Source organism: Marivita sp. (assembly GCF_020055635.1).
In the GTDB taxonomy this organism is placed as follows: Bacteria; Pseudomonadota; Alphaproteobacteria; order Rhodobacterales; family Rhodobacteraceae; genus Marivita.
The window spans coordinates 1-10,852 of the sequence record NZ_JAIPUT010000091.1 but is presented as its reverse complement, the minus strand read 5'-3'; the positions used below and the strand labels follow the sequence as shown (position 1 = coordinate 10,852).

Here is a 10,852-nt window from a genome sequence, read left to right as displayed (position 1 = left end):
CTTGGCGAACGCTGCGGCAACGCCAACCTGACGGCGCTGATCCCGACGCTGCTGCTCAAGGAACCTTACGCCAGCACCTATGAAACCGGCGTCACGCTTGAGGCACTGGAGGGCATGACGCAGATCAGCCGGATGCTGGACGAAATCCTCAACCGCGTGCCGCTGAAACAGGCGGCCTATGTGGGCTCCTCGGCCTTTGCCCACAAGGCCGGGCTGCATGCCAGCGCGATCCTCAAGGACCCGACGACCTACGAACATATCGAGCCCGGCCTGGTCGGCAACCGCCGGGTGATCCCGATGTCGAATCAGGCAGGCCAGTCGAACCTGCGCCGCCGTCTGGCCGAGGCAGGGATCACCATCAAAGACAAGGACCCGGCGCTGGCGCGCATCCTTGACCGGATCAAGGCGCGCGAATCCGAAGGCTATTCCTACGACACCGCGCAGGCGAGTTTCGAGCTTCTGGCGCGCGACGAACTGGGCCAGCTGCCCGAGTTCTTCGAAGTCAAACGCTACCGCGTGACCGTCGAGCGGCGCAAGAACAAGTACAACAAGATGATCTCGCATTCCGAGGCGGTGGTTGTGGTCAAGGTCGGGGACGAAAAGAAGCTGTCGGTCAGCGAGTCCATGGACGAGCTGGGCAATGACCGCGGCCCGGTGAACGCGCTGTCCAAGGCGCTGGCCAAGGATCTGGGCCCGTACCAGGCGATGATCGACGATCTGCGGCTGGTCGATTTCAAGGTGCGCATCACCCAAGGCGGCACGGAGGCCGTGACTCGTGTCATCATCGACAGCGAGGACGGGCAGGGGCGGCGCTGGTCCACCGTCGGCGTGAGCGCCAACATCATCGACGCCAGTTTCGAGGCGCTTTTGGACGCGGTGCGCTGGAAACTGGTGCGGGACGCCGCGTCGGCATGAGTTTCGGCGCCGACCTCACCGCCTGTGCGCAGCTGGTCGAACGGGGCGACCCCGACCGCTTCGCCGCGACGATGGCGGCGCCGGTCGAGACGCGCAAGGTGCTGTTCCCGATCTACGCCTTCAACATCGAGGTGTCGCGCGCGCCTTGGGTGACGCAGGAAGCCATCATCGCCGAGATGCGGCTGCAATGGTGGACAGACGCCTTGGACGAGATCGCCAGCGGTGGTCTGGTCCGGCGGCACGAGGTTGTGACGTCCCTCGCGCATGTGCTGGATGAAACGGCTGCACGGCAATTGCAGCGGGCTGTTCAGGCGCGGCTCTGGGACGTTTATCGCGATCCGTTTGAAGATCAGGCGGCATTATCAAGATATATCGAAGACACATCGGCCTCCCTGCTTCTGGCTGCCTCGCATTCCCTGAGCAACGAGATGCCAGAGGCGCTGACCGATCTGGGCTATGCCATGGGGCTTGCGCAATTCCTGCGGGCTGTGCCGGAACTGGAACGGCTGGGCCGACGCCCGCTTGTCGACGGTCGGCCCGAGGCGGTACGCGACCTGGCGTCCGAAGGGCTTGACCGTCTGGTGAAATCCCGCCGCGCGCGGGCGACGATCCCGCCAAAAGCGCGCCCCGTCACGCTGGCGGCATGGCAGGCCGGACCGATCCTGAAACAGGCGAAATCCGACCCGCGCCGCGTGGCGGACGGAACATTGGGCCTGTCCGAGGCGGCACGGAAAACGCGCCTGATGTGGCAGGCGGCAACCGGGCGCTGGTAGTCAGAACGCCAACGAAACGCTGCATCCCAACCCGGTGGCAACGACATCCGCCGGGTCGCCCACATCATCCACCAATTCCTTGAGAACCCCGACTCCGATCGCGGCCAGACAGCCCGCCGCCGGGTTGCCGGTTTCCTGTGTCACGACATGCGACACGGCGGCGCCTGCCGCGAAATGTGCCGCCTTGTCGTAGTGCTGGCACCCGCCAGCGGTGAGGAGCGTGAGCAGCAAAGAGAGAGATCGAACCATGGCAGACACCGTGCTGTTGGACGTTGTCTGACCTAATGAGGCCAAAGCATGAACAGCGCCTTACGGTCGGTCCCGCAAACTGGAGCGGATTTTAACGATCAGGCAGTCCGGTCGTTGGGCTGGAACATCAGCCAGATCAGCGCGCCGCCCGCCAGCATCAGGAACGGCGCCATGGCCATGTTCACCGCGCTCCAGCCCTCGACAGGGGTGCCGCCCGAACAGTTCAGCAACCCGCCCGAGGCCAGCGAGGCCAATGTCACGCCACCAAAGACCAGCACGTCGTTCATGCCCTGGACCCGGCCGCGCTCGTGCGGCTCGTGGGCGGCGGTCAGCATCGCGGTGGCCCCGATGAAGCCGAAGTTCCAGCCAAAGCCCAAGAGGATCAACGCGATGTAGAAGTTCGCGATATCAACGCCTTGCAGGGCGACAGCCCCGGCAGCGGCAAGGATCACCAACCCGGTGGCGACAATCTTTTCGACGCCGAAACGCACGATCAGGTGGCCGGTAAAGAAGGACGGCGCGAACATCGCCAGCACATGCGCCGACACGATGTCCGCGGCGTTCCCGGCGGTGTAGCCGCAGCCGACCACGGCCAAGGGTGTCGAGGTCATGACGAGATTCATCAGCGCGTAGGTCACCATCGCACAGATGATCGCAACGGCGATGCGCGGGGTCTTGAGCAGCTCCAGCCGCGTGCGCCCCTTGGGATCGTCTGCGTGAGGGGCCTTGGGTTTGGGAATGTCGAGGAACAGGAACAAAGCCGATCCGATCACGTTCAGCACGATGACGGCGAAATAGGTGCCAAGGAACGGCACGACATACCAATCGGCCGTGGCCTTCACCAGTTGCGGGCCGATCACGGCGGCGGCCAGACCTCCCGCCATGACATAGGAAATCGCCTTGGGGCGAAACGTGTCGGTCGCGGTGTCGGCGGCGGCGAAGCGGTAAAAGCCCTGCGCCGACATGTAGATACCGGTCAGGAAACTGCCCAGCAGGAAGACCGGGAAAGACGCGATGTAAAGACCGTAGGCCCCGATGGCGCCTCCCAGAGCACCACCCATCGCTCCCACGGCAAAACCGGCGCGGCGGCCGAATTTCTGCATGAAGGCCGAGATCGGCGTCGCCGTTGTCATCGACCCCAGCACGATCAGGGAAATCGGCAGGGTGGCGAAACAGATGTTGGACGCCAGCGATTGACCGGCCAGTCCCCCGACGGTGAACAGCATCGGCATCTGTGCCCCCAGAATCGCCTGGGCAAGCACAAGCACGAAGACGTTGCGCTTGGCGCGTCGATTTTCTGTGGCGTCGTCGGGTGTGGCATGGTCAAGTGTGGTCATGACAGCAGCCCTAGGTCCAAATTCAAGTTCCTGCAAGTGTCCCCGCGCATCCTTGGCGGTTTGGCTCGGGGATTCCTGAGCGGTTGCGGATGCGGGATTTTGACGGCTCAAATTCGGCGGGCCAGCCGCGTGTCACGATCCTCGGCGGATCGGCAGAGGCCCGCGTCCTTGCGGATCATCTGGGGGATCGGGCGCGGCTGTGGCTGCCTGCGAAGGATCGGCTTTCAGGGCAGGGGGCGTCGGGTCCGGCGGGCCTGTCGGAGGCGATGCAGACCGCGCAGGCCCTGGTGGTCGCGCCGCATCCCTGTGACGTGGATACATTGGCCCTGGGGGCGCGCCTTGCGGCACAGGCCGATCTGCCCTGCGTGACCCTGACTCGCCCGCAATGGCGCCCGACGCGGCGGGATCGCTGGATCATCCTGCGATCGGCGCGCGACGCGGCTTCGGCCCTTCCCGCCGGGTCCCGCGTGTTGGTCACATTGGGGCGACAGGCGCTGCCCGACTTGCGCGCGCTGCGTCATGCGCATCTCTTCGTGCGCCAGTTGACCCGGCATTCCGAGCCGTTTCCGATGCGGTACGGCACGTTTCTGCACGACATCGCGCCCTTTACCGTTGCGCAGGAAATCAGGCAAATGCGCAGGTTCCGGATCGACGCGGTGCTGACCCGGAATGCAGGAGGGCCGGGGGGCTGGCCCAAGATCGCAGCGGCACGGGCACTGGGCCTGCCGGTCTACATGGTGGCGCGGCCGCGCATCATGTCCGGGCCGGTGGTTGCCTCGGTCGAGGCCGCGTTGAACTGGATAGGGGAACGGGTGTGGTTGGACGCCTGATCGAAACCGAGGATTGCGTGGCCGAAGGTGCGGACTGGCTGGTCAAGGCCGAGCCACGGTTTGCCCATGCGCTGGAGCAGATCGGGCCTTTGCCCCTGCGGCGCAGGCCTGACGGGTTTGCCCAATTGCTCAGCGCGATTGTCAGCCAGCAGGTCAGCGTCGCATCGGCCCGCGCGATCTGGGCCAAGCTGGAAACCGCAGGTGCGGTGACGCCAGAGGCCGTGCTGCGCCTCGATCAGGACGGGTTGCGCGAGTTGGGCCTGAGCCGACAGAAGGCGCGCTATGCCTGTGCGCTGGCCGAAGCGGGGATCGACTATGATGCGTTGCGCGCGGCACCCAATGACGAAGTCATCAAGACGCTGACCGCCGTCACCGGCATCGGCGTCTGGACGGCGGAAATCTACGCCATGTTCTCGCTTGGCCGCGCGGATGTGTTTGCGCCGGGCGATCTGGCCTTGCAGGAAAGCGCCCGCATGCTGTTCGATCTGCCCGACCGGCCCAGGGAAAAGCCGCTGCGCCAGATGGCCGAGGCCTGGAGCCCGTGGAGATCGGTTGCGGCGCGGGCGCTCTGGGCCTACTACCATGTGGCAAAGGACCGAGAGGGGATCGCATGACACGGGTGTTGAACGCAGGCCGCAAGGAACCTCTGTCCGGAGAGCTCCGCTCTGCCGTCGTGTTCCTGCATGGCTACGGGGCCAACGGGGCCGACCTTCTGGGGCTGGCCGATCCGTTGGGCGAGCACCTTCCCGACACGCTTTTCGTGGCGCCTGACGCACCGGAAGCCTGCGCCGGGGCGCCGTTCGGGTTTCAGTGGTTCCCGATCCCGTGGATCGACGGGTCGTCGGAAGAGGAATCGATGTCGGGCATGGCGAGCGCGGTCAACGACCTGAACGCCTTTCTTGATGCGTTGATGGTGGACGAAGACCTGCTGCCGGAACAGGTGGTGCTGTTCGGCTTCAGCCAGGGCTCGATGATGGGCCTGCATGTGGCGCCGCGCCGCGAAGACCCGATTGCCGGGATGGTGGCCTTCTCGGGCCGGTTGCTGGCCCCGGAACTTCTGGCCGACGAGGTGGAGAGCCGCTTTCCGATCCTGCTTGTGCATGGCGATCAGGACGACGTGGTCCCGCCGCAATCGCTGCCCGAAGCCGCCGAGGCGTTGCAGAACGCCGGCTGGGAAGACGTGTTCGCGCATATCATGAAGGGCACCGCGCACGGGATCGCGCCGGATGGCCTGTCGGTGGCGCTCGCCTTCATGCGGGACAAGTGCAACCTCTGACCGGGTCCGATCGGCGCAGCTATCGGGCGATCTCGGCGGCGTCCGCCAATTCGAGGAACGCCGGATGGCGCGCCACAAGCGCCGCGTGGTCGTCGGGAAACCGCCGCTCCAGATGCGTCAGGTGGGCGTGGCAATCCTGCAACCGGCCAAGCCGCCGGCTGAGCCAGACGCAGCGGATCACCGGACGGGGATCGTTCGGCAAGAGCGCCTGCTTGCCTCGGAAGGCCTCGTACATCGCACCAAGGTCACGGCGCTGCTCGCTCAGCTGAACGAGAAGATCCAGCAGTCGCTCGCGGTATCGCATCGGCGCGGTTTCCAGCGCACGCTGGGTTTCGGCACACAGGTCGGGCGCGCTGATGTCGAAACGGTAATCGCGCCCGGCAAGATCGTCGATCAGGGCGTGGTAGCGGGCTTTGTAGGCGTCAAGGGAATAGGCTTCGGCGGTGGCTTTGCAGGAGGCCGCGTAATGCTCGTGATGCCTGTGCAGCTTGAGGATGGCCTGGGCCAGCGCGTCGATGTCCCCCGGTGCGACCAGTTCGCCATTCCGGCGCGGCAGGACCAGTTCGCGCGGCCCGTAATCAACGTCATAGCTGATCACCGGACAGCCGCAGGTCAGCGATTCCAGCAAGGTCAGGCCGAAGCCTTCGCTCAGGGTCGGTGCCAGCGAAAACAGCGCTTGGCTGAAGACCTGGCCCGGATCGTCCGTCGGCCCCATCAGCCGCACCCTGTCGCCGCAGGCGTGGTGGTCGATCAACTGCTGCAATCGCGCCTGTCCCCGCCCGCTGCCGTAGATGCGGTAATCGCAGTCCGGGATCAGGTGCATGATCCGCGTGAACGCTTCGATGCAGTGGTGGATCGGCTTGCCGGTCAGGTCAAGCCGCGACACGGTGCAGACATGCGCGCGGGGATCGGTCGGCTTCGGTGTGACCGTCGTGTAATGCGGGATCACCCGGATCGGGGCGCTATGGCGCGTGTCCGCTTCAAGCCGCCGCTTTTGGACGTTGGTTGCCGTGACGATGACGTCGCCATCGAACGCGTCGATGCGACTGCGAGACCGTTTCAGCACCGACCCGTTCGTCCTCCGGTGATCGGCATGCAGAAACAGCGCTTTCGGTGCGTGTATGGCAGGCGAAAGGTAAGCCGTCGTGATCCCGTCGATGAAAACGACGCAGTCCTGCGGGAACAACCTCTCGACAAGGGCCCGGTGGTAGATCGCTTCGTTGCGGAAGGTCTGTCCAAGGCGGAAATCCGTGACCGCCGCAAATATCTTGTTTCGATACCTGACCCGGCAACAGGCGGCGCCATTGGCAAACGGGATGAAATGGGTCTCGTCCTCCGAAATCTCGTCCCGCTGCTCGATCAGCCGCCCATCAAGATATTTCAGCCGCGACCTGCGGTGCGCTGTCTTGATCGTCCGGACCGTCACCTGTCCCGCAGTCGTCGCTTTCAGCTGATCGCGCATCACCGGCGTCTTGCCATTGAAATAGACGATTTCTTGGGATTTCGCCTGTTTGCACTTTTGCCGATCCCAGTCGGGCAACTTCGGGGCGGTGGTCTGAGAGAAATCCGGTGGATGACAGAACTCGAACAGCGACCGGTGTTCGATCCGGGGGTCAAGGATGCCGTTGGCCACCAGTTCGGCAAAAGCGATGTTCTGGTTGCAGCTATGGGTGACATTCAACAGCGTCACACCCGTCTTCGCGCGGTCGGCCAGCAGGTTCATGCGCCGGAAGATGGCGTTGACCTTTCCGCCGCCGATCTTGTCCGCAAGCCGGGGAAGAATGCACACGACCCGCGTGGCAGTCGCGTCGGTCAGGCTGGTGCGCGCGTCGGATGTCATGCCGCAACCGTGCCGCAGCCTTGATCCTCGCGCAACGGTTTTGCGGGCGACGCGGCCCTCAGCCGCGCCAGATCCAGCCGCCACCCAGGATGCGGCTGCTGTCGGTTGCGTAGAACACGCAGGCCTGTCCGGGGGACACACCTTCCTCGGGGGTCAGCAATTCGACCTCGGCCTCGGTCGCTGACAGGGGGCGGATAATCGCCTCGCGCGGGGGGCGGGTCGACCGGACCTTGACCGCGACATGCCATTCGGACTGGCTGGTGAAGGCGGTGTCGCCCAGCCAGTTGATCTCGCGCACCGGGATGACCCGTGTGGACAGCATCTCTTTCGGGCCGACGATCACCTGCTTGGCGTCGACGTCCAGCCTGACCACGTAAAGCGGATCGCTCAGCCCGCCGATGCCAAGGCCGCGCCGCTGCCCGATGGTGTAATGGATCACGCCGTCATGGGTGCCCAGCACGCGGCCATCGGCATGCACGATCTCGCCCGGCTCCGCTGCTCCCGGGCGCAGTTTCTCGATCACGCTGGCATAGTTGCCGTTGGGCACGAAACAGATGTCCTGGCTGTCGGGCTTGTCCGCAACCTGCAGGCCATAGCGCGCCGCCAGTTCGCGGGTCGCGTCCTTGGAGGGCAGGTGCCCCAGCGGAAAGCGCAGGTAATCAAGCTGTTCCGGCGTGGTCGAGAACAGGAAATAACTCTGGTCGCGGTTGGCGTCCTCGGCGCTGTGCAGTTCCGGGCCATGTGCGCCCATCTTGCGCTGGATGTAATGGCCGGTCGCCATGCAATCGGCATCCAGATCCCGGGCAGTTTCCAGCAGGTCCTTGAACTTCACCCGCTCGTTGCAGCGGATGCAGGGCACAGGGGTCGCTCCGGCAAGATAGCTGTCGGCGAATTCGTCGATAACGGCATCCTTGAAGATGTTCTCGTAATCCAGCACGTAGTGCGGAAAGCCCATGTCTTCGGCCACGCGCCGCGCATCATGGATGTCGATGCCCGCACAACACGCGCCTTTCTTGGCCAGCGCCGCACCGTGGTCGTAAAGCTGAAGCGTCACGCCGACGACATCATAGCCTTCCTCGGCCAGTTGCGCCGCGACAACCGAACTGTCCACGCCTCCGGACATCGCCACGACGACGCGGGTCTCGGACGGGGGCTTGGTGAATCCAAGCGAATTGAGCTTTGGCGCGTCGAGGGCCATCGGGGTGTCTCCGGTGCGGTCGGGATGATCTCGCGAAATATAGGCAAATCCAACGCACTCTCAACCCTTGGCTTCATCCTGCATTAAGTCTGGTCGCCACAATATGCCCCGATGCACGATCCAGGGCTGTGAAAGGGCCGCCGAATGTACCTGAAGAAAACCAATGGACCCCGGACAGTGACGCTTGCCAATGGCACGGTCCTGTCCCGCGCCGACCTGCCGCCGCCGAACACCTACCGCTGGGTGGCCTCGCGCAAGGCCGTCGTCGTCGAGGCGGTGGTGCATCACCTGATTTCGCGGAACGAGGCGATTCAGCGCTATGAACTCAGCGAAGAGGAGCTGGATGCCTGGATCGACGCCGCGTTGCAACATGGCCGCGATGCGCTCAAGGCGACCACCGTGCAACGGTATCGTTGAATTCATGGGCAAGATGCAATCATAGGATGTATCTTGAAGAAATTCGATGCTAACGTTGGGTTAACCTTTTTCCGTCAGGGTTCTTTTGCCGGACGCTGACATTGCGGAGAAACTGGATGCGCGTACTCTTGGTCGAAGACGACCCGACGACTTCAAAAAGCATCGAACTGATGTTGGGCAATGCCAATCTGAATGTCTATTCCACCGATCTGGGGGAAGAAGGCATCGATCTGGCCAAGCTGTATGATTATGATCTGATCCTGCTTGATCTGAACCTGCCCGACATGAACGGATTTGACGTTCTGCGGCAATTGCGCCTTGCCCGGATCGAAACCCCGATCCTGATCCTTTCGGGCAACGACGCGAGCGAGGACAAGATCAAGGGTTTCGGCTTCGGGGCGGATGATTACCTCACCAAACCGTTTCACCGCGATGAACTGATCGCGCGGATCCATGCGATCATCCGGCGGTCGAAGGGCCATTCGCAATCCATCATCCGAACCGGCAAGGTCGAGGTGAATCTGGACGCAAAGACCGTGCAGGTGGATGGCAACGCCGTGCATCTGACGGGCAAGGAATACCAGATGCTCGAACTTCTCAGCCTGCGCAAGGGCACGACGCTGACCAAGGAAATGTTTCTCAACCATCTCTATGGCGGCATGGACGAACCCGAACTCAAGATCATCGACGTGTTCATCTGCAAGCTGCGCAAGAAACTGGCCGAGGCGACCGGCGATGGCAGCCATATCGAAACCGTCTGGGGGCGTGGCTATGTGCTGCGCGATCCCGAAGTGGCGGACCCCGGTCAGATCGCCATCGGCGCGTGATGCCCTGATTTTCGATCCCGTGCGCAAGCGGCGGTGTATCCGCCTGGCGCGCGGGGGGCTTGGCATGTTTCCGACCGCCTCGGTACGGGATCTGCGTGCTATTGTCGTTTCAAATCTGGACGCTGGGCGACCCCGGGCCTATCACTCTGTCCAGGACAAGCGGCCAAGGGGGGCACATGGCAGAGCAGGAGATCGCGGTCGCGGATCTGTCAGAGGCGGAGGCCCGCGTCGAACTGGACCGTCTCGCCACCATCCTGGCCGAGGCGAACACGGCTTATCATACCGAAGACGCGCCAGAGCTTTCGGACGCCGAATACGACCGCCTGAAGCGCCGCAACGCCGAGATCGAGGCGCGGTTTCCCGCCCTGAAACGTGCCGACAGCCCGAGCGACCAGGTCGGGGCGGCGGTGGCCGAGGGGTTTGCCAAGGTCCGCCACGAGGTGCGGATGATGTCGCTCTCGAATGCGTTCGAGGATACGGAGATCACCAGCTTCGACCAGAGCATCCGGCGCTATCTCGGCCTGTCAGAGTCCGATCCGCTGGCCTATACGGCGGAGCCCAAGATCGACGGGCTGTCCCTGTCCCTCCGGTACGAGCAGGGCAAACTGGTGCAGGCCGCAACCCGCGGTGACGGCGCGGTGGGCGAAAACGTCACCGCCAATGCCCGCACCATCGACGACATTCCCGAAACGCTGGACGGCGCGCCGGAGATTCTCGAAATTCGCGGCGAGGTCTACATGAGCCACGCGGATTTCGCCGACCTCAATGCCCGGCAGGCCGCAAAGGGTGCAAAAACCTTCGCCAACCCGCGCAACGCGGCGGCCGGATCGCTGCGCCAACTGGATGCGGGCATCACCAAGGACCGTCCGCTGCGGTTCTTCGCCTATTCCTGGGGCGCGCTCAGCGCACCGCTGGGAGACACGCAAACCGGTGCCATCATGCGCCTGCAAAAGTTGGGGTTCCAGACAAATCCTCTGACCCAGCGTTGTGATGGCCCGGACGAGATGATCGCGCAATACCGCAAGATCGAAGAACAACGCGCAACGCTCGGCTATGACATCGACGGCGTGGTCTACAAGGTTGACGATCTTGCCTACCAGTCGCGCCTTGGGTTCCGCTCGACCACCCCCCGCTGGGCCATCGCGCATAAATTCCCTGCCGAACTGGCCTGGACGCGGCTGGATTCCATC

Annotated in this window: 12 protein-coding genes; 8 read left to right on the top strand and 4 right to left on the bottom strand. The window is 63.9% G+C overall.

Features of this window, described 5'->3' with window-relative positions; genetic code table 11:
- The coding region (locus tag LCF60_RS22040) for an alpha-isopropylmalate synthase regulatory domain-containing protein (protein ID WP_292294695.1) at window positions 1-915 on the top strand (915 nt) is incomplete at its 5' end.
- Window positions 912-1,688 carry a squalene/phytoene synthase family protein gene (locus LCF60_RS22035; RefSeq protein ID WP_292294694.1) on the top strand — a complete coding sequence of 259 codons (777 nt, stop codon included), beginning with the start codon at window positions 912-914 and terminating at the stop codon, window positions 1,686-1,688. The genes LCF60_RS22040 and LCF60_RS22035, both read left to right, overlap by 4 nt.
- Here the strand turns inward: LCF60_RS22035 and LCF60_RS22030 are convergent, their stop codons facing one another.
- Together LCF60_RS22030 and LCF60_RS22025 are read right to left on the bottom strand one after the other, a co-directional pair.
- Complete coding sequence (locus LCF60_RS22030) at window positions 1,689-1,937, bottom strand: hypothetical protein (protein ID WP_292294693.1); 249 nt, start codon at window positions 1,935-1,937, stop codon at window positions 1,689-1,691.
- Between the two features lie 98 nt (window positions 1,938-2,035).
- Entirely contained in the window at window positions 2,036-3,274 is a 1,239-nt protein-coding gene (locus LCF60_RS22025) for an MFS transporter (RefSeq protein ID WP_292294692.1), read from the bottom strand.
- Window positions 3,275-3,363: 89 nt separating this feature from the next.
- Here LCF60_RS22025 and LCF60_RS22020 point away from each other — a divergent pair, with 89 nt between their 5' ends.
- From LCF60_RS22020 to LCF60_RS22010, 3 genes are read left to right on the top strand one after another with little or no spacing between them, the layout of a single operon-like run.
- Entirely contained in the window at window positions 3,364-4,104 is a 741-nt protein-coding gene (locus tag LCF60_RS22020) for a precorrin-6A/cobalt-precorrin-6A reductase (RefSeq protein ID WP_292294691.1), read from the top strand.
- Complete coding sequence (locus tag LCF60_RS22015; RefSeq protein ID WP_292294690.1) at window positions 4,089-4,718, top strand: DNA-3-methyladenine glycosylase 2 family protein; 630 nt, start codon at window positions 4,089-4,091, stop codon at window positions 4,716-4,718. The genes LCF60_RS22020 and LCF60_RS22015 overlap by 16 nt, the downstream gene beginning before the upstream one ends.
- Window positions 4,715-5,380, top strand: coding sequence for an alpha/beta fold hydrolase (locus LCF60_RS22010; RefSeq protein ID WP_292294689.1), 666 nt, complete (start codon window positions 4,715-4,717; stop codon window positions 5,378-5,380). The genes LCF60_RS22015 and LCF60_RS22010 overlap by 4 nt, the downstream gene beginning before the upstream one ends.
- Before the next feature lie 19 nt (window positions 5,381-5,399).
- On the opposite strand, the gene LCF60_RS22005 is transcribed toward LCF60_RS22010, so the two are convergent.
- Both LCF60_RS22005 and mnmA read right to left on the bottom strand, forming a co-directional pair.
- Window positions 5,400-7,220, bottom strand: a complete 1,821-nt coding sequence (locus LCF60_RS22005; RefSeq protein ID WP_292294688.1) for a glycosyltransferase — start codon at window positions 7,218-7,220, stop codon at window positions 5,400-5,402.
- Window positions 7,221-7,278: 58 nt separating this feature from the next.
- The gene (mnmA, locus tag LCF60_RS22000; RefSeq protein ID WP_292294687.1) at window positions 7,279-8,418 is read right to left on the bottom strand and encodes a tRNA 2-thiouridine(34) synthase MnmA; all 1,140 of its coding nucleotides are present in this window, start codon (window positions 8,416-8,418) and stop codon (window positions 7,279-7,281) included.
- A 144-nt stretch (window positions 8,419-8,562) separates the two neighbouring features.
- Between mnmA and LCF60_RS21995 the strand changes: the two genes are divergently transcribed.
- The 3 genes from LCF60_RS21995 to ligA all read left to right on the top strand — a co-directional run.
- Window positions 8,563-8,835 carry a DUF1153 domain-containing protein gene (locus LCF60_RS21995; protein WP_292294686.1) on the top strand — a complete coding sequence of 91 codons (273 nt, stop codon included), beginning with the start codon at window positions 8,563-8,565 and terminating at the stop codon, window positions 8,833-8,835.
- A 116-nt stretch (window positions 8,836-8,951) separates the two neighbouring features.
- Window positions 8,952-9,662, top strand: coding sequence for a response regulator transcription factor CtrA (gene ctrA / locus LCF60_RS21990; RefSeq protein WP_292294685.1), 711 nt, complete (start codon window positions 8,952-8,954; stop codon window positions 9,660-9,662).
- 176 nt (window positions 9,663-9,838) lie between these two features.
- The coding region (ligA, locus tag LCF60_RS21985) for an NAD-dependent DNA ligase LigA (RefSeq protein WP_292294684.1) at window positions 9,839-10,852 on the top strand (1,014 nt) is incomplete at its 3' end.